Below are 24965 nucleotides of genomic sequence, written 5' to 3'. Positions count from 1 at the left end.
CACAGCCACCTGTCGAAGAAAGAAGCTCGATGAAGGTCAATCCGAGCGTCAAGAAGATCTGCGACAAGTGCAAAGTGATCCGCCGTCACGGCCGGGTCATGGTGATCTGCGAGAACCCGCGGCACAAGCAGCGGCAGGGCTGATCCAAGCCTCACCTCGCACCACGGCACTTTCGCACCACAGCGCGCACGCTCGTCCAGCACAGCAACAGGCTGGACGTTGCCCCCGGAACAGAGGCCGGGGCCTTGCCGGTGTTCTGCTCGCAAAAGCAGAAACAACACCGAGGCGGGCAAGGACGCGGCGCGCCCCCACACCTCTGCCGACGAAAGGAACACCGCCACATGGCACGCCTCGTTGGCGTCGACCTCCCGCGCGACAAGCGCATCGAGGTCGCACTCACCTACATCTTCGGTGTAGGTCGTACTCGCGCCCTGAAGACGCTCGAAGCCACCGGCATCTCCGGTGACAAGCGCGTCCACGAACTGGGCGACGAGGAACTGGTCAAGCTCCGGGACTGGATCGAAGGCAACTACAAGATCGAAGGTGACCTCCGTCGCGAGGTGACCGCGGACATCCGCCGCAAGATCGAGATCGGGTCGTACCAGGGTCGCCGGCACCGCAGCGGCCTGCCGGTGCGTGGTCAGCGCACGCGGACCAACGCCCGTAGCCGGAAGGGTCGCAAGAAGGCGATCGCCGGCAAGAAGAAGAAGTGACCCGGATGACCGTCGACCACCCCAGGAGCAACTGACTTATGCCTCCCAAGAGCCGCACCGCGGCCGGCGCGAAGAAGGTGCGCCGCAAGGAGAAGAAGAACGTGGCCGCCGGCCACGCGCACATCAAGAGCACGTTCAACAACACGATCGTGACGATCACCGACCCGACCGGCGCGGTCATCTCGTGGGCTTCCGCGGGCACCGTCGGCTTCAAGGGTTCGCGCAAGTCGACCCCGTTCGCCGCGCAGATGGCCGCCGAGGCCGCCGGGCGCCGGGCGATGGAGCACGGCATGCGCAAGATCGACGTCTTCGTGAAGGGTCCCGGCTCCGGCCGTGAGACCGCGATTCGTTCGCTGGGTGCGGTCGGCCTCGAGGTCGGCACCATCCAGGACGTCACCCCGACCGCCCACAACGGCTGCCGCCCTCCCAAGCGGCGCCGGGTCTGATCCCAGGAAAGGTAGGCAGCGAAAATGGCCCGTTACACCGGACCCATGACCAAGAAGTCGCGCCGTCTCGGGGTCGACCTCGTCGGTGGCGACAAGGCGTTCGAGCGTCGTCCGTACCCGCCGGGTATGCACGGCCGCGGCCGTCCCAAGGAGAGCGAGTACCTGCTTCAGCTCCGTGAGAAGCAGAAGGCCCGTTACGCCTACGGCGTGCTCGAGAAGCAGTTCAGCCTGTACTACAAGGAGGCCTCGCGGCGTCCGGGTAAGACCGGTGACAACCTGCTGATCATCCTCGAGTCCCGCCTCGACAACGTCGTGTACCGCGCCGGTCTGGCCCGGACGCGTCGTCAGGCCCGTCAGCTCGTCGTGCACGGTCACTTCACCGTGAACGGCATCAAGGTGAACATCCCGTCGTACCGCGTTGCGGCCCACGACGTGATCGACGTCCGTGCGAAGTCGAACGAGATGACCCCGTTCATCATCGCGCGGGAGACGCACTCGGAGCGGGTCGTCCCGGCATGGCTCGAGGCCCTGCCGGAGCGGCTGCGGATCCTCGTGCACCAGCTGCCCACCCGGGCACAGATCGACACCCAGGTCGCAGAGCACCTGATCGTCGAGCTCTACTCGAAGAACTGATCCGGCACCCGCCGGTGGCCTCCGGGCCGCCGGCGGGTCCGGTCGTTCTTCACCTCGCGACCTCAAATAGTGGTCGTCGCGACAGAAGAAGGAAGTAGCAAACGTGCTGATCGCACAGCGTCCCACCCTGACCGAAGAGGTCGTCGGCGAGCACCGCTCGCGGTTCGTGATCGAGCCGCTGGAGCCGGGCTTCGGCTACACCCTCGGCAACTCCATCCGCCGCACCCTGCTGTCGTCCATCCCGGGCGCCGCCGTGACCAGCATCAAGGTCGACGGCGTGCTGCACGAGTTCTCGACGGTCGCCGGTGTCAAGGAAGACGCCACCCAGCTGATCCTGAACCTCAAGGACCTGGTCGTCTCCTCCGAGCACGACGAGCCGGTCACCATGTACCTGCGCAAGCAGGGCCCCGGTGACGTCACCGCCGCCGACATCGCGCCGCCGGCCGGTGTCGAGGTGCACAACCCGGACCTGAAGATCGCCACCCTGAACGAGAAGGGCCGGCTCGAGATGGAGCTGGTCGTCGAGCGGGGCCGCGGTTACGTGTCCGCGATCCAGAACAAGTCCGCCGACGCCGAGATCGGCCGGATGCCGGTCGACTCGATCTACTCGCCGGTCCTCAAGGTGACCTACAAGGTCGAGGCGACCCGTGTCGAGCAGCGCACCGACTTCGACCGTCTCGTGGTCGACGTCGAGACCAAGCCGTCGATGCTGCCCCGCGACGCCGTCGCGTCGGCCGGTAAGACCCTGGTCGAGCTGTTCGGTCTGGCCCGTGAGCTGAACGTCGAGGCCGAGGGCATCGACATCGGCCCGTCGCCGGTCGACGAGCAGATGGCCGCCGACCTGGCGCTGCCGGTCGAGGACCTGCAGCTGACCGTCCGGTCCTACAACTGCCTCAAGCGCGAGGGCATCCACACCGTGGGTGAGCTGATCTCGCGCAGCGAGCAGGACCTGCTGGACATCCGCAACTTCGGCTCCAAGTCGATCGACGAGGTCAAGCTGAAGCTGGCCGAGATGGGCCTGTCGCTGAAGGACTCGCCTCCCGGCTTCGACCTGCGCGCCGCTGCCGAGGCCTACGGTGACGACGCCGAGGACGAGGACGAGAGCTTCGCCGAGACCGAGCAGTACTGACCTTTCGAAGGCCTCACGGCCTGTTCCCAAGGTCCGCACCCGGGCCTGAGATTTCTGGAGTTGGACAATGCCTACCCCCACCAAGGGATCCCGCCTCGGCGGCAGCCCGGCGCACGAGAAGCTGATCCTCAGCAACCTCGCGACGTCGCTGTTCGAGCACGGCGCGATCACCACGACCGCGACGAAGGCCAAGCGCCTGCAGCCGCTGGCCGAGTCGTTCATCACCAAGGCCAAGCGCGGCGACCTGAACTCGCGCCGTCAGGTGATGAAGCGGATCAAGGACAAGAGCGTCGTGCACGTGCTGTTCACCGAGATCGGTGAGCGGTACGCCGACCGTCCGGGCGGCTACACCCGGATCATCAAGCTCGGCCCCCGCAAGGGCGACAACGCCCCCATGGTGAAGATCGAGCTGGTCGAGGCGCTGGCGGACTCGCCGAAGGCGAAGAAGGCGGCCGCCAAGAAGGCTCCGGCGAAGAAGGCCACCGCGAAGAAGGCGGCCGCCAAGGCCGACGACGCGCCGGTTGCCGACGAGGCCAAGGACGAGAAGGTCCAGGACGTCGTCGCCGCCAAGTACGAGGGTTCGGCCGCTCCGCTGGCCGACGGCTCGGCGCCCGAGGGCTTCGACATCAAGGGCAACGAGAACTCGATGAAGTTCCACACCACCGACTCCCCGTGGTACGACCAGACCGAGGCTGAGGTCTGGTTCGCCACCGAGGAGGCGGCCGCGGCCGCCGGCTTCACGAAGGCCGGCGAGACCGAGGACAAGTAACACCCAGTACGTCACAGCGCCCCCACACCCGTCAGGGTGTGGGGGCGCTGTTGCGTTAGATTGCCCTGTGCGTTGGCGGATAGACCTGAGATACGACGGGACGGGATTCCACGGCTGGGCCAAGCAGGCCGGGCTCAGGACCGTGCAGGGCGACTTCGAGGAAGCCCTCCGGACGATCCTGCGGATCGAGCTCGCCCCGACCGTGACCTGTGCGGGCAGGACCGACACCGGGGTCCACGCCCGGGGCCAGGTGGCCCACGTGGACCTGGACACCTCGATGACCGCCCGGGAGCTGCATCGCCGGCTCAACGGCGTGCTGCCCGAGGACGTCTGGGTGATCTCGGTCGTGGAGGCTCCGGAAGGCTTCGACGCCAGATTCTCGGCGCTCTTCCGCCGGTACGTGTACCGGATCTGCGACGACTCGGTCGGCTGGGATCCTCTCCGCCGGCAGGAGGTCCTGCGGGTCGGCCTTGCCCTGGACGTCGACCGGATGAACGACGCCGCCCAGAAGCTGCTCGGTGAGCACGACTTCGCCGCCTTCTGCCGCAGGCGCGAGGGCGCGAGCACGGTCCGGGCGCTGCGCGAGTTCACCTGGGCGAGGGTCGCGCCGGGACGCGTGGAGGCCACGGTGATCGCTGACGCGTTCTGCCACTCGATGGTGCGGGCGCTGGTGGGCTCGGTCGTCCCGGTCGGCGACGGACGCCGGGAGGCCGACTGGCCTGCCAGCGTGCTCGCGGCGCGGGTCCGCAACTCGGCGGTGACGGTCCTGCCGGCGCACGGCCTGACGCTGGAGGAAGTGCGCTACCCGGCGGACGATCAGGTGGCTGCGCGAGCCGTGGAGACCCGACAGGTCCGTGGAGAGGTGTACCGGCGTGACTGACCACTTCTTCTCGGAGGACCCGACCTCGGCCGACGTACGGCGTACTGTGCAAGCCCGGATCTGGGACCGGGACTATGAGTTCACCACCGCGAGCGGAGTCTTCTCCCGGGACCGGTTGGATCTCGGTACGTCGATCCTGCTGCGCGAGGTGCGGCCCGTGGCGGGTCCGCGGACGATTCTCGACCTCGGCACCGGCTACGGGCCGATCGCGTGCGCGCTGGCCGTGGAGGTCCCGGAGGCAGTCGTCTGGGCGGTCGACGTGAACAACCGGGCGCTGGAGCTGACCGGGCTCAACGCGACGGCCGCGGGCGTCGCTGAGCGGGTGCACGCGGTGCAGCCTGACGACGTACCGGACGACGTGGTGTTCGACGAGCTGTGGTCCAACCCGGCGATCCACATCGGCAAGCCGGAGCTGCACAAGATGCTGCTGCGCTGGTACGGCCGGCTGAAGCCCGGGGGAGTGGGCTGGATGGTGGTCGGCAAGAACCTGGGCGGCGACTCGCTGCAGCGCTGGCTGACCGAGCAGGGCTACCCGTGCGACCGGGTGGCCAGCGCCAAGGGTTTTCGGATCCTGCGGGCGACTGCTGCAACGAACCCGGGCGGATCGCCGTCCTGAGGGTATGGAGGCAGCCTTGGCCGAACCGATGACCAGCGCGCCCGCACTCGACTTCGAGACCTTCGTCGGCGAGCGGGCCGACGCGCTGCTGCGGTTCGCCTACGTGCTGACCGGTGACAAGGTGCTGGCCGAGGACGCCGTCCAGGACGCGCTGACGACGGCCTGCGCGCGCTGGGGCCGGGTCAGCCGGGCCGACGACCCCGAGGCGTACGTCAAGCGGATGGTGGTCAACGCGCACATCTCCTGGTGGCGGCGCTTTCGCCGGCGGGAGGCGCCGGTTCCGGAGCCGGACCGGTCGTCCGCGGCACCTGACGGTACGGCGGACCGCGCGCAGGCCGAGGCGGTCTGGGAGCTCTGCAAGACCCTGCCGGACCGGCAGCGGGCCGCGGTGGTGCTGCGCTTCTACGAGGAGCTGTCGTACGCCGAGATCGGCGTGCTCCTGCACTGCGCGGAGGCGACGGCCCGGTCGCACGTGCACCGGGCGCTCGCCGTACTGAAGAAGACGCTGACCAAGGAAGGAGCCGACGATGCCTGAGTACGACGACCAGGAGCAGGAGCTCGGCCCTGCCGTGGCTGACGCGTTCAAGACCAAGGCCGACACCTCGTTCGGGTCGCAGGGCCGGGGGATGGCTGCCAAGGCGCGGTACCGGGTCCGGCAGCGCCGGACGAACCTGCTGGGTGCCGCGGCGGCGGTACTCGCTGTGGCGGTGATCGGTGGCGGGGTGTGGGCCGTGATCGGTTCGCCGTCGCCGGTGGCGTCCAACAGCGCAGGCAGTGCCGAGGGCCCGGCGGACGCTCCCGAGTACACCGGGGAGCAGCAGCCGCAGAAGGACACGGCCACGGGCTGTCTTCCCAAGCCGGCCATCTACAGCGGGGACACGGGTCCTTCAGCTGCCACTGGTCTCGACCTGACTGTCCCCGTGACCAGCTTGGAGGCCTGCCGCTACCGGCTGACCCCGGGCAACCAGGAGCTGCTCGGCTCCGCGAGCTTCACCGACAACGTGGCCCAGCAGGTCGTCAACGCGATCAAGGTCCTGCCCGAACGTAACCCGGCGCTGCCGGCCTTCAAGTGCACGCCCGAGGCGGCCCGCCCGTCGGAGGCCATCGTGCTGCGGTTCACCACCGCGCAAGGCATCCGCGAGATCTGGGTCCAGTACGACGGGTGCGCGACGGCCGGATTCCTCAACGGCAGTACGACGTACGGGCTGTTCGCCGCACCGCTCAAGCTGTTCATGACCGGGTCGGTGCGCCCGGCCGGCGGGATCTACCTGGACCACCTCAAGGGCTGGTGACTCAGTCCACGCCGCGGCCCTGGTCCCGGCGTGAGCCGAGCTGCTGCGCGAGCCCGGCGGCCCGCTCACCCGTGGTCGCGGCGGCTTTCGTCTGCGGTCCGGGCGCGGTGTGGGACCACATGAACTTCTGCAGGTCGGCCACCTCCTGCTCGCGCGGCGACGGGTACGCCTGGTTCGGCAGGTCGGCGTTGTCCTCGTAGCCCTGGACCGGCTCCTGGGCCGGCCACCCTCGGTCGGCCCAGATCTCCCGCACCTCCTCCTGGCGATCGCGGAAGGCGTCCTGGAGCTCGACCGGCATCCTGGGCGGCTCGGTGCCGGGGTGCTCATCCTGCCACCCCCGGTAGTGCGACTCGATGTCCTCGAGATTCGCCTCGAGCTCCGTCATCGCCAGCTGCGCGGACTCGTGCCCCCAGTTGCTCTTGGCGCCGGGGTGGGTGCGCGCGCTGAGCTCGGTCATGGTCAGGCCGCGCAGCTCCCGCCGTACCGGCCCTGACACTGCCTCCCGGACCTCTGCCCGGTGCGCCTCCGGCATCAAGCCCTCGAGTTTGTGGTCGATGATCCGGTCGGCGATCGCGGTGAGGCGCTGCGCGCGGCCGGTCGTCTCGAGCGTCGCGCGCAACTCGGCCACCGGTACGCCGCTGTGGCCGGACAGGCTGTACATCATCGTGTCAGTGGCCGTCGTGTACGCCGGCGAGCGCGGTGCCACGGCGCTGGGCACCGCCTGGTTCCACCCGATCCCGATCTCCTCGTACAGCGCTTCGTCGGCGTGGTGCTGCGTCCACCGGTCGGCGAGCGCCTGGTCGAGCGCCACGTCCTCGAGCGACCCGAGCTCCGTCGCGCCCGGCAGCCTGTCGTCACCCGGCGTGGACAGCGAGAGGTGGGCCAGGTGCACCCCGAGCGCGGCAGCGTTCCCGGCGGCGGAGGCCTGCGCGGACGGGAGCTGATCGGTGGTGGCGACGGCGACCCTGGCCGGCTCGAGCACAGCGGCGCGATGGACGGACATGCTGCCGTCGCGATCCATCCGGCCGCCACCCGGCGACTGCTCCTCGTACAGCTTGCCGTTCCACTGCGACGACCGGCCGGCCCGCTGCTCGACCGCGCGGACCACTCGCGTCATCCACTCGTGCTCCCACGTGCCGGGCAGAATCTCCGGTCCGCGCTGCGGTACGTCGTTCACCGGGGCTCCTCATGGACTCGATCTGCAGGGCCGTCGCTCACCTCAGGCGCAGCAGATCATTCCGTCCGGGAGGGTCGTCCGGCCGGCGGCAGGCGATAACCGTTCGCTGTCCGAGCGACCGGCCCGTCAGACTGTGGGCATGGGTCACGTGGACGTCGCTGGGATCGGGTTCGAGCTGCCGGACGGGCGGGTGCTGCTGGACGACATCACGTTCCGGGTCGGCGACGGCGCCAAGGTCGCGCTGGTCGGTGCGAACGGGTCCGGCAAGACGACGCTGACCAAGATCATCGCGGGCGACCTGAAACCGCACAGCGGCAGCATCGCGCGCTCCGGCGGGCTCGGCGTGATGCGCCAGTTCGTCGGCTCGGTGCGGGACACCTCGACCGTGCGCGACCTGCTGCTCAGCGTCGCGCCGGACGCGATCCGGACCGCCGCGGCCAAGCTCGACGAGGCCGAGCTGAAGATGATGGAGGCCGACGACGAGAAGACCCAGCTGCGCTACGCCCAGGCTGTCTCGGACTGGGGCGAGGTCGGCGGGTACGACGCCGAGGTGCTCTGGGACGTCTGTACGACGGCCGCGCTCGGCATCCCGTTCGACAACTGCCGCTGGCGTGAGGTCAAGACGCTGTCCGGCGGTGAGCAGAAGCGGCTCGTGCTGGAGGCGCTGCTGCGCGGCCCGGACGAGGTGCTGATGCTGGACGAGCCGGACAACTACCTCGACGTACCGGGCAAGCGCTGGCTCGAGGAGCAGCTCAACGCGACCACCAAGACCGTGCTCTACATCAGCCACGACCGGGAGCTGCTGGCCAACACGGCGACCCGGATCGTCACCGTCGAGCTCGGTGCGGCCGGCAACACGATCTGGACGCACGGCAGCGGCTTCAAGACCTACCACGAGGCCCGCAAGCACCGGTTCGAGCGGCTGGAGGAGCTGCGCCGCCGCTGGGACGAGGAGCACGCGAAGCTCAAGGCACTGGTGCTGATGTACAAGACCAAGGCGGCGTACAACGACGGCCTCGCGTCGCGCTACAAGGCGGCGCAGACCCGGCTGGCCAAGTTCGAGGAGGCCGGTCCGCCGCAGGCGATCCCGCGCGAGCAGAAGGTCAGCATGCGGCTCACCGGTGGCCGGACGGGCAAGCGTGCCGTCGTGACCACCGGGCTCGAGCTGACCGGTCTGATGAAGCCGTTCGATCTGGAGGTCTGGTACGGCGAACGCGTGGCCGTGCTGGGCTCCAACGGCTCCGGCAAGTCGCACTTCCTGCGCCTGCTGGCCAACGGCGGCTCCGACCCGGACGTCGAGCACCAGCCGGTCGGCGAGGTGGAGATCCCGTCGGTCGCGCACACCGGCGGCGCCAAGCTCGGTGCGCGCGTGCGCCCCGGCTGGTTCGCGCAGACCCACGAGCACCCGGAGCTGGCCGGCCGGACGCTGCTGGAGATCCTGCACCGCGGTGACGAGCACCGGGACGGCATGGGCCGCGAACTGGCGTCGCGGAAGCTGGACCGGTACGAGCTGGCGCACGCCGCCGAGCAGTCGTTCGACAGCCTGTCCGGTGGTCAGCAGGCCCGGTTCCAGATCCTGCTGCTCGAGCTGTCCGGCGCGACGCTGCTGCTGCTCGACGAGCCCACCGACAACCTCGACGTCGAGTCGGCCGAGGCGCTGGAGGAGGGGCTGGACTCCTTCGACGGCACGGTCCTGGCCGTCACCCACGACCGCTGGTTCGCCCGTGACTTCGACCGCTACCTGGTCTTCGGCTCCGACGGCTCGGTCTACGAGTCCACCGAGCCGGTCTGGGACGAGGGCCGGGTAGAGCGCGCTCGCTAGGGCTTGCCGATCCAGCCGGTTGTGTAGGCGTTCCAGTGGGCGTCGGTGGCGGTGAAGTCGACGTAGATCGCCAGGCCGAAGTTGTACTTGGTGGAGGTCCCCAGGCCTAGACGGGCGCCTCGGACCGCGGCCTCGACGGTTTCGGCCTTGCCCCAGTGGCTGGGGTTGTTCTCCCAGTACGCCGGAAGGCCCATCAGGAGGTCTACACGGTCGGGGGTGACCTCCAGGGCCAGCCGGGTCTGTTTGGCGACGTAGCCGCCGTACAGGGACTCCAGGGGCATGGCGGTGTCGTAGGACATCACCGCGATCTGCTCGACCCGGCGGGCCACCTCGGCGAAGTAGTCCTGGGACCACCACTTGCCCTCGTCGGCGATGGCCAGGGCGACCGAGTTCAGGGACCAGAGCGGGTCGATCTGAGCGGCAGCGACCGACAGCGGGACGTTGCGGGAGGCGGTGAGCTTGTGGACCTGGTCCAGTACGGCGAGGAAGCCCGCGGACCCGGAGTGGACTGGCTCGAAGTCGAAGTGGATCCCGTCGAAGCCCTGGTCGAGCACAGCCTCCGACGACGCGGTCACACGGTCGCGGACGGCCTGATCGTCCAGGTCCATGCCGGGGTTCTTGGCGGGCTGTACGACGTCGCCCAGCCAGGCCTGCACCCGTACGCCGGGTGCAGCCTTGTGCATGGCGTCGGTGAACCAGCGGGCCTTGGGGGAGACCTCCGCCAGCGGCAGGCTGCCGTCGTGCTCCAGCGGGCCAGCGTGGACGTACAGGTCGCGCACACCGGTCGTGGAGAGTCGTTTGGCCAAGGCGGTGACGTCAGCCGCGGTCTTGCGGCCGTCCACCCAGGCATGGCCGAGCCAGAGCGCGTCCCGGCCGCGGGTTAGAGCCTGCGGCGACGGGTCGCCGGTGTAGTCGAGTCGGAGCGACACGGCGTACGCCCCGAGAGGTACTGGGATCGCCAGCAGGAGGACCAGCAGCAGGACGGTGATCACCCGGCGCCGGCGTGACCAGCGCCTCCACCGCTTCCTCACCGGCGCGGCCGCAGCCCGTCGTACAGGACGGAGAGCATGCGGTCGCGGACCTCCAGGTCCAGACCGGTCGCCGTCGCACCACGGGACGCTCCGACCAGCAGGGCGTACACCTCGGGGAACTGGGCGTCGGCGCGGACCGCTCCGCTGCGCTGAGCCCTGATGAGCAGCTCACCGAAGGCCTGGCGCATCTCTGCTCCGGCCTGCCGGGCGTGCTCACCAGGCGCGCTGCCGGCCGCGACCAGCGCCTCGGCGATCGCCAGCTTGGAGCCCGCCTCGGCGACCACCTGGTTGAAGAACTCGTAGAACGCCGTACCGGGGTTGCCCGCGCCGGACAGCTCCCGGGCCGTGTCGCGCAGCCGCTGCAGCCGCAGCGTCAGCACCGCCTCCAGCAGCTCCACCTTGGTCGGGAAGTGCCGGAAGACGGTCGCGATGCCGACCCCCGCCAGCTTCGCCACGTCGTCGGTCGAGGCGGCCGTCGACCGCCCGAACACCTGCTCGGCCGCCGTCAGGATCCGCTCGCGGTTGTCCCGCGCGTCAGCTCGCACCCGCCCACCCTCCTTCGTCCCGCACAGCGTAGGAGACGCTCGCCGAGCCCATTCGGTTGTAACCGAAGTTCAGACTCCATATATTCGGAGTCATCACTTCGTTTATATCGAGGAGGAGGGGAACATGACGACACCCAGTGAGGTCTTCCTGCGCCTGGTCCACGGCGTGGCCGACCGCGACTTCGACGCACTGCCCGCCCTGTACGCCGAACAGACCGACGTCCGGCACCCGATGGCACCCGGCGGCGACCACCCGCTGCTCAGCCGGGAGGCGCTGGCCGAGCACTTCGGCCGCAACGCGCCGCGCGTCGCGGGGTTGGCCAGCTACCGGCCGGAGAACGTCCGGATCCACGAGACGACCGACCCCGAGGTGGTCGTCGCGGAGTTCGAGTACGCCGGGACGGGTGCGGCCGGTACGCCGTTCAGCGCGCCGTGCGTGTTCGTCCTGCGGGTCCGCGACGGCCTGATCGTCGAGTCGCGCGATTACATCGACCACGTCGCGATGGCCCGGGCCCGGGGAACGCTGGACGAACTCTTCGAGGTGGCCCGGGAACCGCGCGGCCCGGTGGCTGCGTCGTAGTCGGCAGAAGCGCAGAACGGCCCCGGTCCGCGGCAACCATGCCGGGCCGGGGCCGTCCCAATTCCTCAACCCCGCAGTCCTTTCAGCGGCACCACGGCACGAGTCTTCGCGGTGTTCACACGCGAAAGGCCCCCACGGGATCCCGTGGGGGCCTTTGTTGCTTTGGGCAAGTACTAGCGGTCGCCCATCGGTACGTAGTCGATGCCGCGGGCGCCGGTGTAGATCTGCTTCGGGCGGGCGATCTTCTGGTCGCTGTCGCCGAGGCTCTCCAGCCACTGGGCCAGCCAGCCCGAGGTGCGCGGGATGGCGAACAGCACGGTGAACATCTCCGGCGGGAACTGCAGGGCCTCGTAGATCAGGCCGGAGTAGAAGTCCACGTTCGGGTAGAGCTTGCGGGAGACGAAGTACTCGTCCTCCAGCGCGATCTTCTCCAGCTCGACGGCGATCTTCAGCAGCGGGTTGATCCCCGTCACCTCGAACACGTCGTCGGCGGCCTTCTTGATGATCTTGGCGCGCGGGTCGTAGTTCTTGTAGACCCGGTGGCCGAAGCCCATCAGCCGCTCTTCGCCGTTCTTCACGCCCTCGATGAACGACGGCACGTTGTCGACGCTGCCGATCCGGCGCAGCATCTTCAGCACGGCCTCGTTGGCGCCACCGTGCAGCGGGCCGTAGAGGGCGGCGATGCCGCCGGTGACGGCGCTGTACGGGTCGACCTGGGTCGAGCCGATCGCGCGCACCGCGTTGGTGGAGGCGTTCTGCTCGTGGTCGGCGTGCAGGATGAACAGGATCTCCAGCGCGCGCACCAGGCGGTCGTCGGCGGCGTACTTGGGCTCGCTCATCTTGAACAGCATCGACAGGAAGTTCGCCGCGTAGCTGAGCTCGTTGTCGGGGTAGACGTACGGCTTGCCCTGCGCGTGGCGGTAGGCGAACGCGCCGAGCGTCGGCATCTTCGCGATCAGCCGGCGGATCTGCAGCGCCCGCGACTCCTCGTCGAAGATCTCCCGCGACTCGGGGTAGAACGTCGACAGCGCGCCGACCGAGGCCAGCAGCATGCCCATCGGGTGGGCGTCGTACCGGAAGCCCTGCATGAAGGTCTTCAGGTTCTCGTGCACGAACGTGTGATACGTCACGTCGTGCGCCCAGCCCTCGTACTCGGCCTTGTTCGGCAGCTTGCCGTTGACCAGCAGGTAGGCGACCTCGAGGTAGTTCGACTGCTCGGCGAGCTGCTCGATCGGGTAGCCGCGGTACTCCAGGATCCCCTTGTCACCGTCGATGAAGGTGACCGAGGAACGGGTCGAGGCGGTGTTGACGAAGCCGGGGTCGTAGGTGGCCAGGCCACCGTCTCCGTCGGTAGCGCTGATCTGCTTGAGATCTGCGGCACGGATGGTGCCGTCGGTGATGGCAAGGTCGTAGTCCTTGCCGGTCCGGTTGTCCCGGACGGTGAGCGACTGTTCGGTCACGGTGCCCTCTTCGGAAGCTGGCGTCATCGCCGGTGCCAGTGAGGGTGATCGTCAGCGGCGGGACGCGGTTCGGACTTCTGTTCTTCACCGCTAAACTAGTGCGGTCGGAGTTCGGTTCCAACCCGGGGTCCCCGGGCCGTTCACGCTCACTTTGACCCCGACGTGTCCCCGCCGGTATTCTGGGCTGCTGTTGTGCGTTCCAGGTCTGCACCGGTCCTCGGTGATACCGCTCGCCGACGTCCTATTTTTGTCAACCTCTGAGAAACGAAGGTCAACGACCGTGCGCACGTACAGCCCGAAGCCTGCTGACGTCACCCGTGAGTGGCACGTGATCGACGCCACCGACGTCACGCTCGGTCGGCTCGCCGTCCAGATCGCAATTCTTCTGCGTGGCAAGCACAAGCCGACCTTCGCCCCGCACGTCGACGGTGGCGACTTCGTCGTCGTCGTCAACGCGTCCAAGATCGCCCTGTCCGGCAGCAAGCGGACGGACAAGCTGGCCTACCGTCACTCGGGTCACCCGGGTGGTCTGACGGCCACGCCGATCGGCGAGATCCTGGACAAGGACCCCCGTAAGGCCGTCGAGAAGGCTGTCTGGGGCATGCTGCCGAAGAACCGCCTGAGCCGGAAGCTGCTCACCAAGCTGAAGGTGTACGCCGGTCCGGAGCACCCGCACGCGGCCCAGCAGGCGAAGCCGTTCGAGATCACCCAGATCGCCCAGTAGAGCGATCGACGAGCCAGGTAAACGAGGATTTCCAGCGTGAGCGACGTCACCACCACCGAGACCGAGAACGACATCGAGGTCCCCATCGACACCGAGGGCCCGGTCGCGTACACCTCCGAGACGAACCCGAGCCCGGAGCAGCGCGCCGAGTCCGGCCGCGTCGCGGTGATCAACCCGGCCGGCGCGACCGGTCGCCGCAAGGAGGCCGTCGCTCGCGTCCGCCTCATCCCCGGCACGGGCAACATCACCGTCAACGGCAAGCCGATCGACGTGTACTTCCCGAACAAGGTTCACCAGCAGCACGTGAACGAGCCGTTCGTGGTCGCCGGTCTCGAGGGCTCCTACGACGTGATCGCCCGGATCAACGGCGGTGGCATCACCGGCCAGGCCGGTGCCCTGCAGCTCGGCATCGCCCGCTGCCTGAACGCCGCCGACGAGGAGGCGAACCGTCCGGGTCTGAAGAAGGCCGGTCTGCTCAGCCGCGACGCGCGGATCAAGGAGCGCAAGAAGGCTGGTCTCAAGAAGGCCCGTAAGGCTCCGCAGTACAGCAAGCGCTGATCACCTGATGGCGCGTTTGTTCGGCACGGACGGCGTCCGTGGCCTGGCGAACGTGGACCTGACCGCGGAGCTGGCGCTCGACCTCTCGGTCGCCGCCGCTCACGTACTCGGCGAGGCCGGTGCCTTCGAAGGGCACCGGCCACGCGCCGTTGTGGGCCGGGATCCGCGTGCCAGTGGTGAGTTCCTGGAAGCCGCCGTCGTGGCCGGTCTGGCCAGCGCCGGCGTCGACGTCTTCAAGCTCGGCGTACTGCCGACCCCCGCGGTCGCGTACCTGACCGGTTCGACCGGTGCCGATCTCGGTGTGATGTTGTCGGCCAGCCACAACCCGATGCCGGACAACGGCATCAAGTTCCTGGCCCGCGGCGGGATCAAGCTCGACGACCCGATCGAGGACGCCATCGAAGCCCGGATGGGCGAGGAGTGGCAGCGCCCGACCGGCAAGGCCGTCGGGCGGGTGCTCGACGACGGCCAGGGGTTCGAGACGTACGTCGCGCACCTGGTCCGGTCCGCGCCCAACCGGTTCGACGGCCTCAAGGTCGTGATCGACTGCGCGAACGGTGCCGCGTCCCTGACGGCACCGGAAGCACTGCGCCGCCTCGGCGCCGAGGTGATCACGTACGCCGCCAGCCCGGACGGCCTGAACATCAACCTCGAGTGCGGCTCCACCCACATGGAGGGGCTGCGCCGCGAGGTGATCGGGCACGGCGCCGATCTCGGCATCGCGCTCGACGGCGACGCCGACCGGTGCCTGGCGATCGACGACACCGGTGAGTTCGTCGACGGCGACCAGATCCTCGCCGTCCTGGCGCTCGCGATGCGCGACAGCGGGCGGTTGTCCAACGACACCGTCGTGGCGACCGTGATGAGCAACCTCGGCTTCGTCCAGGCGATGGTCCGGGAGCAGATCGCGGTCGAGCAGACCAAGGTCGGCGACCGGTACGTGCTGGAGGCGATGAAGGCCGGCGGCCACAAGCTCGGTGGTGAGCAGTCCGGGCACGTGATCCTGTCCGACCACGCCACCACCGGCGACGGCACGCTGACCGCCGTCATGCTGCTCGCGCGCATCGCCTCGACCGGCAAGTCGTTGCGTGACCTGGCCGCCGTGATGACGCGGCTGCCGCAGGTCCTGGTCAACGTCCCGAACGTCGACAAGACCCGCGCCGGGACCGATCCGGCCGTCCAGTCCGCCGTCACGGAGGCCACTCGGCGTCTTGGCGACACGGGCCGCGTCCTGCTTCGGCCGTCCGGCACCGAGCCGCTCGTCCGGGTGATGGTCGAGGCCGAGTCCTCGGACACCGCTCACGACGTGGCGCACTCGCTGGCCGACGTCGTCGCGGGCGCACTGAAGCTCTGAGCACGATGGGACGCCCCGGCGTACTCCGAACGTGGGGTATGGCCGGGGCGTTCTTCGTTGTCGGGCTGCTGACGTCCGGCAGCCAGTTCCTGTCGGGGCGGGTGCTGCTCGGGGCTTTCGAGCTGCTCGCCTTCGTGGCCGTCGGGGTTGTTCTGTCGCCGTTGGCCTTTCCTCGTACGACGACAGCTGCCGAGGCATCGCGGCTGACTGCTGTCGACGGGCGGCCGATCATCTACTGGCGGCCGGGGTGCTCGTACTGTCTGCGCCTGCGTCGCAAGCTCGGCCGGCGCGGGCGTACGGCGTACTGGGTGAACATCTGGTCCGACGCCGACGGTGCTGCTGCCGTCCGCGCGATCACGGGCGGGTCCGAGACCGTGCCGACGGTCGTGGTCGGCGAGGAGCAACGGGTGAACCCGGATCCGCGGTGGGTTCGCGAGCAGCTCGGCTGACGATTCGACGAGAACCGAATCGTTGGAGGCTTGGCCCGCGAGGCTGGTTCGCTTCTGCGCATGCGTAGATTCCGCCGCCTTCTCGTGGCCGTTGCCGCCCTGCTCGTCGTGACGCCGACCGTCGCCGTCGCCCAGCCCCGCGCGGTCACCACCGTGCCGGTGCTCACGTACAACGTCCACCACGCGCAAGGCGTTGACGGCGTACTGAACCTCGAGCGCATTGCCACCGTGATCAGTCAGTCCGGGGCCGCGGTGGTCGGCCTGCAGGAGGTCGACGTGCACTGGAGCGAGCGCAGCAACTGGGTCGACCAGGCCGCCTGGCTCGCGAACCGGCTCGGCATGGAGTACCGCTTCGCGGCGAACCTCGACCTCGACCCGCTCACCCCCGGCGACCCACGCCGCCAGTACGGCACCGCGATCCTGTCGCGCTACCCGATCAAGGACTTCAGCAACACGTTGCTCCCCTTGTACGCCGGCAGCGAGCAACGCGGCCTCGCCGTCGCCACCCTCGACGTCAACGGCCAGGACGTCCGCTTCGCCAACACCCACCTGTCCAAGCTCACGTCCGCCGAACGAGTCGAGCAGTCCCAGAAAATCATCCAGCTCCTCGCCGGCCCCACCACCCCCACCCTCCTCACCGGCGACCTCAACGCCGTCCCCACATCCCCCGAAATCAAGGCGTTGACAGCCACCTGGAAAGACACCTGGCCCGAGGTCGGCTTCGGCCTGGGCCTCACCAACCCGGCGATCTTCCCCCTCTCCCGCATCGACTACGTCCTCCACTCCCCAGCCTTCAAGGCGAAGTCCGCCCGCACCCCCATCACCCACGCCGCCGACCACCTCCCAGTAACCGCAACCTTCGAACTCTGAGCTACTTGCGGGGTGGGGCGACGGATTCGCCGGGGAGGAGTTTGGCGGGGACTAGTTGTGGGGGGAGGGGGGCGGTGCCTTCGAGGTGGCGGATGAGGGACTGGGTGCCGAGGCGGCCTAGTTCGGGGCCGGGGGTTCGCATGATGGTTAGTTCTGGGTTACTCATGGCGGCCGTCTCGGGGACCATCAGGAGGGGGAGGACCGACAGGTCGCCGGGGACGTCTTGGCCCAGGCGTTGGAGGCCGGCGGTGACGCCGAGGGCGGCGAACTCGTTCATGACCAGGACTGCCGTCGTACCGGGGTGGTCGCGGAGGATCTGGGCGGCGGCCTCGTGGCCGGCTCGGGTGGTGTCGGAGCATTCGACGACGACGATCTCCAGGCCGTGCTCGGCGGCGATGCGGCGGTAGGCGTCGCCGATGCGGACCCACGGGCCGTAGGCGTGGAAGCGGGGGTCGTCGAGGTCGCCGGAGACCAGGACCAACCGGCGGTGCCCCAGGTCGTACAGGTAGGCAACGGCATCGGCGACCGTGGTGTCGAAGTCGATGTCGACGTGGGTCAGGCCCTCGAGCTCCGTGGTGCGGCCGATCATCGCGAACGGCGTACCGGTCTCTCGCAGTACGCCGACCCGCGCGTCGTCGAGCTGGACCTCCATCAGCACCACCCCGTCGACCAAGCCCTGGCCGAGCAGCTCGCGCAGTTCGACGCCGTCGTTGCCGACCGGCCAGAGCACCAGGTGGTAGTCGTCCTCGCGCGCGGCCTCGGCCGCGCTGGTGAAGAACTCCGCGGTCGACGTCCCGAACTTGTGCTCCAGCGCCGGGTACGCCATCGCGATGATGTGCGTACGGCGACTGGCCAGCGCCCGCGCGACGACGTTGCGCCGGTAGCCGAGGTCGGCCATCGCCTGCTCGATCCGCGCGCGGGTCGCGGCGGCGACCGGTTTGGTGTCGTTCAGCAGGAACGACACCGTCGCGATCGACACCCCCGCGCGGTCCGCGACTTCCTGCATCGTCGCCATCGACGCCCCCTTGAACCCTTGACAGCCACGTGACCCAAGGAACATAGTCCTTGGAATCTCAGTTAAGCGCTTTACCGCCCGCCCGGCAAGAACACATCACCAACTCCGCGGCCGTGGTCAAGCGCTTTGATCGTCGATTCCCCGAAGGAGTCCGATGTCATGATCAGCAAGCGGATCACCGCTCTGGTGGCGGGGGCGACAGCGCTCCCCCTCCTGCTGGCAGCCTGCGGCGACAACGGCGACAGCCCGTCCGCCTCCGGCGCGACCGTCAGCAGCCTCACCGTGCTCGACTACTACAACAACGACCCGGACAAGGCCCTGGTGCAGAAGGGCCTCGACGCCTGCGGGACCAAGCTCGGGATCAGCATCCAGCGGGAGACGGTGCCTGGTGACACCTTGATCCAGAAGGTGCTGCAGCAGGCGTCGTCGAAGACGCTGCCCGACGTCCTGATGCTCGACAACCCCGACGTCCAGCAGATCGCCGCCACGGGGGCGCTCGCTCCGCTGAACGACATGGGCGTGACCGCGGAGGGCTTCGCGCAGGGCATCGTCGATGCCGGCTCGTACGACGGCAAGCTCTACGGCCTCGCGCCGGTGGTCAACACGATCGCGCTGTTCTACAACACCCAGATGCTCACCGAGGCGGGCGTTCAGCCGCCGAAGACGTGGGACGAGCTGAAGGCCGCGGCGAAGAAGCTGACCAAGCCGGGCCGGTACGGGATCGCCTTCAACGCCAACGCGACGTACGAGGGTGCTTGGCAGTTCCTGCCGGCGATGTGGACCAACGGCGGCGACGAGACCGACCTGACCAGCCCGCAGGTGGCCGAAGCCCTGCAGCTGTGGACGGATCTCGTGCAGTCCGGGTCGGCGTCGAAGAGCGTCGTCAACTGGACCCAGGGCGACGCGAAGGACCAGTTCGCCGCCGGCAAGGCCGCGATGATGGTGAACGGTCCGTGGCAGATCCCGTCGCTGCAGACCACGCCGAACGTCAAGTGGGGCGTCGTCCAGTTCCCGGTGAACAAGGCCGGTCAGACCCCGGTCGCGCCGCTCGGTGGCGAGGCCTGGACGGTGCCGCTGAACAAGGACCAGGCCAAGCAGCAGAAGGCCGCGGACTTCGTGAAGTGCCTGACCTCGGACGAGAACGAGCTGACCTGGGCGAAGGCCCGGTTCACCGTCCCGACCCGGACCGCGCTGCTCGACACCTACGTCAAGGACGTGCCGTCGATGGCCGCGTTCACCGAGCAGGTCAAGAACGCCCGGTCCCGGACCGGCATGCTGGGTGAGAAGTGGCCGGACGCCGCCAAGGTGATCTACCAGGCGGTCCAGCTGGCCCTGACCGGCAAGGCCTCTCCCCAGGACGCCTTCAAGCAGGCCTCCGGCGGCTGAGCGCGATGGCGGACGGAACGCTGACCCGTACTGCCGTACGCCGGTGGCCGCGCGCGAAAGGACGCGGCCGCCGGGGCGAGGAGCTGACGAAGATCCTGTTCGTCCTGCCGGCCGCGCTCGCGATGATCGCGCTGTTCGGCTACCCGGTGGTGAAGAACCTGCTGATGAGCCTGCAGGACTACGGCCTGCGGACCTTCTTCACCGGCGAGGCGCCGTTCGTCGGGCTGGCCAACTACACCGCGATGGTGAAGAACCAGCTGTTCTCGCAGGCGATGGTGAACACCGGTCTGTTCACGATCGGGTCGATCGCCTTCCAGTTCGCGATCGGGCTGGGACTGGCGCTGTTCTTCCGGCGCCGGTTCCCGCTCAGCGGGTTCCTCCGGTCGATGCTGCTGCTGCCGTGGCTGCTGCCGCTGATCGTGTCGAGCGCGACCTGGCGCTCGATCCTCGAGCAGGACAACGGCATCCTCAACCGGACGCTGATCGGGGCCGGCCTGCTGGACGACCCGGTGCCGTGGCTGAACTCGCCGTCGGTGGCGCTGATCGCGGTGATCGGGGTGAACGTCTGGATCGGCATCCCGTTCAACGTGACGCTGCTGTACTCCGGGCTGACCGAGATCCCCGACGAGCTGTACGAGGCCGGGCAGTTGGACGGCGCGACCGGCTGGCGTGCGTTCGTGCACATCACCTGGCCGAACCTGCGGGCCGTGGCGAGCGTGGTGTTGATGCTCGGGGTCGTCTACACGATCAAGGTGCTGGACATCATTCTCGGCCTGACCGGCGGTGGCCCGGCCAACGCGACGCAGACGCTGGCCACCCAGTCGTACGAACGGTCGTTCGTCGACTTCAAGTTCGGTGAGGGCGCGGCGCTGAGCAACCTGCTGATCGTCCTGTCGTTCCTGTTCGCCATCTTCTACCTGCGCAGCACCCGCCGCGCCGTCGACGAGTAGGGGCCGACGATGACTGACTCAGCCGTACGCCGGACGGTGTTCTCCGTGCTCGGCGTCCTGATCCTGATCGTGATGCTGTTCCCCGTCTACTGGATGGTGAACGCGTCGCTGCAGCCGTCCGGCAACACGCTGTCGGCCGGCCTGCTGCCGCTCGACCCGAGCTTCTCCGGCTACCGCCGGGCGCTCAGCGAGCAGGGCGGGCACCTGGTCACCAGCCTGATCATCGCGACCGGGACGGTGGTGCTCAGCCTGGTGATCGCGACGCCGTGCGCGTACGCGCTCTCGCAGTTCCGCTCGCGCTGGGTGTCGATCGGGCTGCTGGCGATCCTGATCTCGCAGATGATCCCGGGCATCGTGATCGCCAACGCGCTCTACCAGGCCTACGAGAAGCTCGGGCTGCTGAACTCGATCCCGGGCCTGATCCTGGCCAACTGCAGCAGCGGCATCCCGTTCGCGATCCTGATCCTGCGCTCGTTCATGCTTTCGCTGCCGCCGTCGCTGGTGGAGGCCGCGCGGGTGGACGGTGCCGGGCTGGTCCGCGCGTTCGTCGCGATCGTGCTGCCGATCTCGAAGAACTCCCTCATCACCGCGGGACTGTTCAGTTTCCTCTTCTCCTGGAGCGACTTCCTGTTCGCGCTGACGCTGACCACCAAGAACGGCGTGCGGCCGGTGACGCTCGGGATCTACCAGTACCTCGGCACCCAGGTGCAGAACTGGAACGCGGTGATGGCCACCGCGGTGCTCTCGGCGATCCCGGCCGTCGTGCTGCTGGTCGCCGCGCAGAAGTACATCGCCGCCGGCGCCGTCGGCGGAGCGGTCAAATAACTCTGTAAGGACAAGGCATATGAGCATTCGCGTCCTCGTCTGGGGCGAGAACCGGCACGAGCAGGTCGAGCCGCACGTCGCCGAGCTCTACCCCGACGGCATGCACGGAGCGATCGCCGCCGGCATCGCGGAGAACCTGGGCGACCAGGCAGTGGTCGGTACGACGACGCTCGACGAGCCCGAGCACGGCCTCACCGAGGAGGTGCTGGCGAACACCGACGTCCTGGTCTGGTGGGGCCACGCCGCCCACGGTGAGGTCGAGGACAAGGTGGTCGACCGCGTTCACCAGCACGTGCTCGCCGGGATGGGTCTGGTCGTGCTGCACTCCGGCCACTGGTCGAAGATCTTCGGCAAGCTGATGGGTACGTCGTGCACGCTGCGCTGGCGCAGTGAGCGCGATCGCGAGCTGGTCTGGACGGTCGCGCCGACGCACCCGATCGCGCAGGGCGTTCCGCACCCGATCGAGATCGAGCAGCAGGAGATGTACGGCGAGTACTTCGACATCCCGGTGCCCGACGAGCTGATCTTCGTGTCGTCGTTCACCGGCGGCGAGGTGTTCCGCTCCGGCTGCACCTGGCGGCGCGGGCACGGCAAGATCTTCTACTTCTCGCCGGGTGATCAGGACTTCCCGGTCTACCACCACAAGGACGTCCGCAAGGTGATCGCGAACGGCGTCGCCTGGGCGCAGACGGTCCGGCCGGAGCGCGCCGTACCGACGTTGCTGCGGTACGAGACGGGCGACTTCTTCAACGGGCAGGGGTACCAGGGCGCGATCGAAGAGCCTGCCGATGCCTGAACCACTGCGGCTGATCCAGGTCGGGGCCGGTGGGATGGGCCGGGCCTGGTTGCGCACGATCGCCGCCAACGACGACGTCGTACTGGCCGGCCTGGTCGATCTCGACCTGGACGTCGCCCGTACGGCGGCCGTCGAGCACGGGCACGCCGACGTACCGGTGGCCAAGTCGCTCGACGAGCTGGACGAGCTGGGGGTCGAGGCCGACGCGGTGATCGACGTGACCGTCCCGGCCGCGCACCCGACCGTCAGCATCAACGCGCTGCTCCGCGGGCTGCCCGTGCTCAGCGAGAAGCCGCTGGCCGAGACCGTCCGCGAGTGCCTGCCGATGGTCGCCGCGTCGGAGGTGAGCGGGAAGCTGCTGATGGTCTCGCAGTCCCGTCGCTACTTCCGGGCCGTGACGGCGTACGGCCGGCAGATCGCCGAGCTCGGCGCGGTCGGGTCGCTGTCGTGCGAGTTCTTCAAGGCGCCGCACTTCTCCGGGTTCCGCGAGCGGATGGCCGAGCCGCTGCTGGTCGACATGGCGATCCACCAGTTCGACCTGGCCCGCAAACTGATCGGTTCCGAGCCGGTCTCGGTGTACTGCGAGTCGTACAACCCGGAGTGGAGCTGGTTCGACGGGAACGCGGCGGCGAACGCGATCTTCACGTTCGCCAACGGGACCCGCTTCGCGTTCACCGGGAGCTGGTGCGCCGCCGGCCAGGAGACCTCGTGGAACGGCCGGTGGCGAGCAGTCACCGCTGCCGGCACCGCAACCTGGGACGGCGACAACCCACCGGTTTCCGAGGGGCTCGGCGCCGAACTGCCCGACGAACCGGAAGAGATCGCCGGCTCGCTGGCCGAGTTCGTCGAGGCGGTCAGGTCAGGCGCAACTCCGCAGTCGGAGGTCCACTCCAACGTGATCAGCGTCGCCATGGTCGAGGCCGCCGTCCAGTCCGCCGCCCACGGCGTACCGGTCCGGATCGCCGACGTCGTCGCCGCCGCGTTCACCGAAGCGCTCGACACGGTTCAGCAGCCGGAACTGCTGGCTGCCCTCAAAGCCTGGGAGGATGACTTGCCGTTTCCCCTTGACCCACCTGGGTGACGTGGGTAACTTTCGCGTGCGGGGGACACGCGTGTAACTCAATTACCTCAAGGGGTCGGTCATGTCGTCGTTGCGCCGCTCTGCCATCGCCAGTCTTGCCGCCGCGACCGTGGCCGCACTCGTGCCCGCGGCCGCGGTCGCAGGCCCACCGCCCGAACCGAAGCAGCCGATCACCAGCCTCCAGCAGGCCACCAAGGCCATGCAGGGGATGAGCCTGGAAGAGAAGATCGGCCAGCTGTTCGTGCTGTTCGCCTACGGCCCGGACGCGAGCAAGCCCGACCCCCGCAACACCGCCCTGTACGGCGTCGCGACGCCGGCCGAAGTCGTCGCGAAGTACAAGCCGGGCGGCTGGATCTACTTCAACGCCCGCGACAACGTGCAGAACCCGACGCAGCTGGCGACGTACTCGAACCAGCTGCAGTCGGCTGCCATCAAGACGGGCCTGCACCTGCCGCTGACGATCGCGACCGACCAGGAGCAGGGCGTCGTGGTCCGGATCGGCCCGCCGGCCACGCAGTTCGGCGGCAACATGGCCCACGGCGCCACCCGCAGTACGGCGGACGCCCGGACCGCGGCCGGCATCACCGGCCGTGAGCTGAAGGCGATGGGCATCCGGCAGGACTACGCGCCGGACGCCGACGTGAACGTGAACGCGCTCAACCCGGTGATCGGCGTCCGCTCGTACTCCAGCGACCCGAAGCTCGTCTCGGACATGACCGCCGCCCAGGTCCAGGGCTACCAGCGCGACGCCGGCATCACGGCGACCGCGAAGCACTTCCCGGGCCACGGCGACACCCGCGACGACAGCCACACCTCGCTGCCGACGATCAACCACACGCTGGCCGAGTGGAACACGATCGACGCGCCGCCGTTCAAGGCCGCGATCAAGGCCGGCATCGACTCGATCATGACCGCGCACATCTCGGTCCCGTCGCTCGACCCGTCCGGCGACCCGGCGACGCTGAGCAAGCCGATCATGACCGGCGTGCTGCGCAACCAACTCGGCTTCAAGGGGCTGATCATCACCGACGCGCTCGAGATGGCCGCCGTCCGGGCCAAGTACGGCGACGCCGAGGTCGCGGTCCGCGCGCTCGAGGCCGGTGCCGACCAGCTGCTGCTGCCGCCGGCTCCGGACGTGCAGTTCAAGGCGGTCGTGGACGCGGTGAAGTCGGGCCGGCTCAGCGAGCGCCGGATCGACGAGAGCCTGCTGCGGGTCCTGCTGGTCAAGCTGAAGAACGGCAGCCTGCTGTCGCCGTTCTCCGACCCGGCCCAGATCCCGAACAAGGTCGGTACGCCGGCCAGCCTGGCCACCGCGCAGAAGATCGTCGACAAGTCCGTGACGCTGGTCAAGGACACCACCAAGACGCTCCCGCTGAGCAACCAGGCCCGCAAGGTGCTCGTCACCGGCTGGGGCGTCACCACGACCCAGGCGCTCGCCGACAGCCTGACCAAGCGCGGTGCGACCACGACCGTCGCGCAGACCGGTGCGGCTCCGACCGACGCGGCGATCACCGACGCGGTGACGAAGGCCCAGGCCAACGACGTCACCGTCGTACTGACCCAGAAGGCGTGGGACACCACGACGACGGACAAGCTGGCCAAGCAGCAGAAGCTGGTCAAGGACCTGCTCGCCACCGGCAAGACCGTGATCGTCGTCGCCGTCCGCGACCCGTACGACATCGCGTACTTCGACCAAGCGCCGACCTACCTGGCGACCTACGGCTACGCGGCGGTCTCGATGGAGTCGCTGGCCAAGGTCCTGTACGGCGAGATCAAGCCGGCCGGCAAGCTCCCGGTCGACATCCCGGTGGCGGGTCAGCCCAACACTCCGCTCTACCCGTTCGGCCACGGCCTGAGCTGGTGA

At 68.8% G+C, this 24965-nt stretch carries 28 protein-coding genes; 23 read left to right on the top strand and 5 right to left on the bottom strand.

Annotated features, from left to right (window positions below; translation table 11 throughout):
- Positions 1 to 29: 29 nt before the first annotated feature.
- From rpmJ to ACYVIO_RS00340, 10 genes are all read left to right on the top strand, one after another.
- The gene (rpmJ, locus tag ACYVIO_RS00385; protein WP_008361054.1) at positions 30 to 143 is read left to right on the top strand and encodes a 50S ribosomal protein L36; all 114 of its coding nucleotides are present in this window, start codon (positions 30 to 32) and stop codon (positions 141 to 143) included.
- A 198-nt stretch (positions 144 to 341) separates the two neighbouring features.
- Positions 342 to 713, top strand: a complete 372-nt coding sequence (rpsM, locus tag ACYVIO_RS00380; protein ID WP_184798729.1) for a 30S ribosomal protein S13 — start codon at positions 342 to 344, stop codon at positions 711 to 713.
- A 38-nt stretch (positions 714 to 751) separates the two neighbouring features.
- Entirely contained in the window at positions 752 to 1159 is a 408-nt protein-coding gene (gene rpsK / locus ACYVIO_RS00375; protein ID WP_012923659.1) for a 30S ribosomal protein S11, read from the top strand.
- 24 nt (positions 1160 to 1183) lie between these two features.
- A complete protein-coding gene (gene rpsD / locus ACYVIO_RS00370) occupies positions 1184 to 1792 on the top strand; it encodes a 30S ribosomal protein S4 (protein ID WP_184798727.1) in 609 nt (202 codons plus the stop codon).
- A 103-nt stretch (positions 1793 to 1895) separates the two neighbouring features.
- On the top strand, positions 1896 to 2921 hold the full coding sequence (locus ACYVIO_RS00365; protein ID WP_012923657.1) for a DNA-directed RNA polymerase subunit alpha: 1026 nt from the start codon (positions 1896 to 1898) through the stop codon (positions 2919 to 2921).
- Between the two features lie 67 nt (positions 2922 to 2988).
- Positions 2989 to 3690 (top strand): 50S ribosomal protein L17, sunset domain variant, encoded by a 702-nt coding sequence (gene rplQ, locus ACYVIO_RS00360; RefSeq protein WP_460648615.1) that lies wholly within the window; start codon positions 2989 to 2991, stop codon positions 3688 to 3690.
- Between the two features lie 67 nt (positions 3691 to 3757).
- On the top strand, positions 3758 to 4570 hold the full coding sequence (gene truA / locus ACYVIO_RS00355) for a tRNA pseudouridine(38-40) synthase TruA (protein WP_460648614.1): 813 nt from the start codon (positions 3758 to 3760) through the stop codon (positions 4568 to 4570).
- Positions 4563 to 5186, top strand: a complete 624-nt coding sequence (locus tag ACYVIO_RS00350; protein WP_460648613.1) for a class I SAM-dependent methyltransferase — start codon at positions 4563 to 4565, stop codon at positions 5184 to 5186. Before truA ends, ACYVIO_RS00350 begins: the two co-directional genes overlap by 8 nt.
- A gap of 4 nt (positions 5187 to 5190) precedes the next feature.
- Positions 5191 to 5721, top strand: a complete 531-nt coding sequence (locus ACYVIO_RS00345) for a SigE family RNA polymerase sigma factor (RefSeq protein WP_460648612.1) — start codon at positions 5191 to 5193, stop codon at positions 5719 to 5721.
- On the top strand, positions 5714 to 6478 hold the full coding sequence (locus ACYVIO_RS00340; RefSeq protein ID WP_460648611.1) for a hypothetical protein: 765 nt from the start codon (positions 5714 to 5716) through the stop codon (positions 6476 to 6478). The genes ACYVIO_RS00345 and ACYVIO_RS00340 overlap by 8 nt, the downstream gene beginning before the upstream one ends.
- 1 nt (position 6479) lies before the next feature.
- On the opposite strand, the gene ACYVIO_RS00335 is transcribed toward ACYVIO_RS00340, so the two are convergent.
- Positions 6480 to 7655: a hypothetical protein gene (locus tag ACYVIO_RS00335; protein WP_460648610.1), complete on the bottom strand. Its 1176-nt coding sequence runs from the start codon at positions 7653 to 7655 to the stop codon at positions 6480 to 6482.
- A gap of 139 nt (positions 7656 to 7794) precedes the next feature.
- On the opposite strand from ACYVIO_RS00335, the gene ACYVIO_RS00330 reads away from it, so the two are divergent.
- Entirely contained in the window at positions 7795 to 9477 is a 1683-nt protein-coding gene (locus tag ACYVIO_RS00330; RefSeq protein WP_460648609.1) for an ABC-F family ATP-binding cassette domain-containing protein, read from the top strand.
- Here ACYVIO_RS00330 and ACYVIO_RS00325 read toward each other — a convergent pair.
- Together ACYVIO_RS00325 and ACYVIO_RS00320 are read right to left on the bottom strand one after the other, a co-directional pair.
- Positions 9474 to 10469, bottom strand: a complete 996-nt coding sequence (locus ACYVIO_RS00325) for a glycoside hydrolase family 18 protein (protein ID WP_460648608.1) — start codon at positions 10467 to 10469, stop codon at positions 9474 to 9476. The genes ACYVIO_RS00330 and ACYVIO_RS00325 overlap by 4 nt on opposite strands.
- Positions 10470 to 10504: 35 nt before the next feature.
- A complete protein-coding gene (locus ACYVIO_RS00320; protein ID WP_460648607.1) occupies positions 10505 to 11053 on the bottom strand; it encodes a TetR/AcrR family transcriptional regulator in 549 nt (182 codons plus the stop codon).
- A 124-nt stretch (positions 11054 to 11177) separates the two neighbouring features.
- On the opposite strand from ACYVIO_RS00320, the gene ACYVIO_RS00315 reads away from it, so the two are divergent.
- Entirely contained in the window at positions 11178 to 11633 is a 456-nt protein-coding gene (locus ACYVIO_RS00315) for a nuclear transport factor 2 family protein (protein ID WP_460648606.1), read from the top strand.
- A 173-nt stretch (positions 11634 to 11806) separates the two neighbouring features.
- Here the strand turns inward: ACYVIO_RS00315 and ACYVIO_RS00310 are convergent, their stop codons facing one another.
- Positions 11807 to 13093 carry a citrate synthase gene (locus ACYVIO_RS00310; protein WP_460648605.1) on the bottom strand — a complete coding sequence of 429 codons (1287 nt, stop codon included), beginning with the start codon at positions 13091 to 13093 and terminating at the stop codon, positions 11807 to 11809.
- A 280-nt stretch (positions 13094 to 13373) separates the two neighbouring features.
- Between ACYVIO_RS00310 and rplM the strand changes: the two genes are divergently transcribed.
- The 5 genes from rplM to ACYVIO_RS00285 are packed head-to-tail and all read left to right on the top strand — an operon-like array spanning position 13374 to position 17048.
- Entirely contained in the window at positions 13374 to 13817 is a 444-nt protein-coding gene (gene rplM, locus ACYVIO_RS00305; RefSeq protein ID WP_344181488.1) for a 50S ribosomal protein L13, read from the top strand.
- Between the two features lie 36 nt (positions 13818 to 13853).
- The gene (gene rpsI / locus ACYVIO_RS00300) at positions 13854 to 14375 is read left to right on the top strand and encodes a 30S ribosomal protein S9 (protein ID WP_460648604.1); all 522 of its coding nucleotides are present in this window, start codon (positions 13854 to 13856) and stop codon (positions 14373 to 14375) included.
- Between the two features lie 7 nt (positions 14376 to 14382).
- Entirely contained in the window at positions 14383 to 15729 is a 1347-nt protein-coding gene (gene glmM / locus ACYVIO_RS00295) for a phosphoglucosamine mutase (protein ID WP_460648603.1), read from the top strand.
- 38 nt (positions 15730 to 15767) lie between these two features.
- Positions 15768 to 16178, top strand: a complete 411-nt coding sequence (locus ACYVIO_RS00290; RefSeq protein WP_460648602.1) for a glutaredoxin domain-containing protein — start codon at positions 15768 to 15770, stop codon at positions 16176 to 16178.
- 60 nt (positions 16179 to 16238) lie between these two features.
- The gene (locus tag ACYVIO_RS00285) at positions 16239 to 17048 is read left to right on the top strand and encodes an endonuclease/exonuclease/phosphatase family protein (protein ID WP_460648601.1); all 810 of its coding nucleotides are present in this window, start codon (positions 16239 to 16241) and stop codon (positions 17046 to 17048) included.
- Between the two features lies 1 nt (position 17049).
- On the opposite strand, the gene ACYVIO_RS00280 is transcribed toward ACYVIO_RS00285, so the two are convergent.
- Positions 17050 to 18063, bottom strand: a complete 1014-nt coding sequence (locus ACYVIO_RS00280) for a LacI family DNA-binding transcriptional regulator (protein ID WP_460648600.1) — start codon at positions 18061 to 18063, stop codon at positions 17050 to 17052.
- A gap of 159 nt (positions 18064 to 18222) precedes the next feature.
- Between ACYVIO_RS00280 and ACYVIO_RS00275 the strand changes: the two genes are divergently transcribed.
- From ACYVIO_RS00275 to ACYVIO_RS00250, 6 genes are all read left to right on the top strand, one after another.
- Entirely contained in the window at positions 18223 to 19449 is a 1227-nt protein-coding gene (locus ACYVIO_RS00275; RefSeq protein WP_460648599.1) for an ABC transporter substrate-binding protein, read from the top strand.
- Positions 19450 to 19454: 5 nt separating this feature from the next.
- A complete protein-coding gene (locus ACYVIO_RS00270; protein WP_460648598.1) occupies positions 19455 to 20399 on the top strand; it encodes a carbohydrate ABC transporter permease in 945 nt (314 codons plus the stop codon).
- A gap of 9 nt (positions 20400 to 20408) precedes the next feature.
- On the top strand, positions 20409 to 21224 hold the full coding sequence (locus ACYVIO_RS00265) for a carbohydrate ABC transporter permease (RefSeq protein ID WP_460648597.1): 816 nt from the start codon (positions 20409 to 20411) through the stop codon (positions 21222 to 21224).
- A 19-nt stretch (positions 21225 to 21243) separates the two neighbouring features.
- Positions 21244 to 22020: a ThuA domain-containing protein gene (locus tag ACYVIO_RS00260; protein ID WP_460648596.1), complete on the top strand. Its 777-nt coding sequence runs from the start codon at positions 21244 to 21246 to the stop codon at positions 22018 to 22020.
- The gene (locus ACYVIO_RS00255) at positions 22013 to 23101 is read left to right on the top strand and encodes a Gfo/Idh/MocA family protein (protein ID WP_460648595.1); all 1089 of its coding nucleotides are present in this window, start codon (positions 22013 to 22015) and stop codon (positions 23099 to 23101) included. The genes ACYVIO_RS00260 and ACYVIO_RS00255 overlap by 8 nt, the downstream gene beginning before the upstream one ends.
- 61 nt (positions 23102 to 23162) lie before the next feature.
- A complete protein-coding gene (locus ACYVIO_RS00250; protein ID WP_460648594.1) occupies positions 23163 to 24965 on the top strand; it encodes a glycoside hydrolase family 3 protein in 1803 nt (600 codons plus the stop codon).

This window comes from Kribbella endophytica (assembly GCF_054781295.1).
This window is presented reverse-complemented; position numbering and strand designations above follow the sequence as displayed.

Coding starts and splice junctions, on each gene's coding strand:
- rpmJ (WP_008361054.1), top strand. CDS start 30: ATGAAGGTCAATCCGAGCGTCAAGAAGATCTGCGACAAGTGCAAAGTG.
- rpsM (WP_184798729.1), top strand. CDS start 342: ATGGCACGCCTCGTTGGCGTCGACCTCCCGCGCGACAAGCGCATCGAG.
- rpsK (WP_012923659.1), top strand. CDS start 752: ATGCCTCCCAAGAGCCGCACCGCGGCCGGCGCGAAGAAGGTGCGCCGC.
- rpsD (WP_184798727.1), top strand. CDS start 1,184: ATGGCCCGTTACACCGGACCCATGACCAAGAAGTCGCGCCGTCTCGGG.
- rplQ (WP_460648615.1), top strand. CDS start 2,989: ATGCCTACCCCCACCAAGGGATCCCGCCTCGGCGGCAGCCCGGCGCAC.
- ACYVIO_RS00345 (WP_460648612.1), top strand. CDS start 5,191: ATGGAGGCAGCCTTGGCCGAACCGATGACCAGCGCGCCCGCACTCGAC.
- ACYVIO_RS00340 (WP_460648611.1), top strand. CDS start 5,714: ATGCCTGAGTACGACGACCAGGAGCAGGAGCTCGGCCCTGCCGTGGCT.
- ACYVIO_RS00330 (WP_460648609.1), top strand. CDS start 7,795: ATGGGTCACGTGGACGTCGCTGGGATCGGGTTCGAGCTGCCGGACGGG.
- ACYVIO_RS00315 (WP_460648606.1), top strand. CDS start 11,178: ATGACGACACCCAGTGAGGTCTTCCTGCGCCTGGTCCACGGCGTGGCC.
- glmM (WP_460648603.1), top strand. CDS start 14,383: ATGGCGCGTTTGTTCGGCACGGACGGCGTCCGTGGCCTGGCGAACGTG.
- ACYVIO_RS00290 (WP_460648602.1), top strand. CDS start 15,768: ATGGCCGGGGCGTTCTTCGTTGTCGGGCTGCTGACGTCCGGCAGCCAG.
- ACYVIO_RS00285 (WP_460648601.1), top strand. CDS start 16,239: ATGCGTAGATTCCGCCGCCTTCTCGTGGCCGTTGCCGCCCTGCTCGTC.
- ACYVIO_RS00280 (WP_460648600.1), bottom strand. CDS start 18,063: ATGGCGACGATGCAGGAAGTCGCGGACCGCGCGGGGGTGTCGATCGCG.
- ACYVIO_RS00275 (WP_460648599.1), top strand. CDS start 18,223: ATGATCAGCAAGCGGATCACCGCTCTGGTGGCGGGGGCGACAGCGCTC.
- ACYVIO_RS00270 (WP_460648598.1), top strand. CDS start 19,455: ATGGCGGACGGAACGCTGACCCGTACTGCCGTACGCCGGTGGCCGCGC.
- ACYVIO_RS00265 (WP_460648597.1), top strand. CDS start 20,409: ATGACTGACTCAGCCGTACGCCGGACGGTGTTCTCCGTGCTCGGCGTC.
- ACYVIO_RS00260 (WP_460648596.1), top strand. CDS start 21,244: ATGAGCATTCGCGTCCTCGTCTGGGGCGAGAACCGGCACGAGCAGGTC.
- ACYVIO_RS00255 (WP_460648595.1), top strand. CDS start 22,013: ATGCCTGAACCACTGCGGCTGATCCAGGTCGGGGCCGGTGGGATGGGC.
- ACYVIO_RS00250 (WP_460648594.1), top strand. CDS start 23,163: ATGTCGTCGTTGCGCCGCTCTGCCATCGCCAGTCTTGCCGCCGCGACC.